Source organism: Corynebacterium sp. UMB9976 (assembly GCF_030212265.1).
GTDB lineage: Bacteria > Actinomycetota > Actinomycetes > Mycobacteriales > Mycobacteriaceae > Corynebacterium.
The window spans coordinates 1-228 of sequence record NZ_JASODY010000197.1 but is presented as its reverse complement, the minus strand read 5'-3'; the positions used below and the strand labels follow the sequence as shown (position 1 = coordinate 228).

Here is a 228-nt window from a genome sequence, read left to right as displayed (position 1 = left end):
GCTTCAGAAGCTTGGCACCGTGCTCGTGATCGTCGACCAACCCAACACCATCGGCGCACTACCGATTGCTGTAGCCCGGGACTGCGGTTGCGAAGTCGGATACCTGCCAGGTCTTGCGATGCGCAAAGCTGCAGATCTCTATCCGGGACGTGCAAAAACAGACAAACGCGACGCATTCATCATCGCCGACACCGCCCGCACAATGCCCCACACGCTACGTGCCGTCGA

1 protein-coding gene is annotated in these 228 nt (G+C 59.6%); it reads left to right on the top strand.

What is annotated here, in order from left to right; translation table 11 throughout:
• A partial coding sequence (locus tag QP140_RS10350; RefSeq protein WP_284759567.1) for an IS110 family transposase occupies nt 1–228 on the top strand: 228 nt, incomplete at both ends.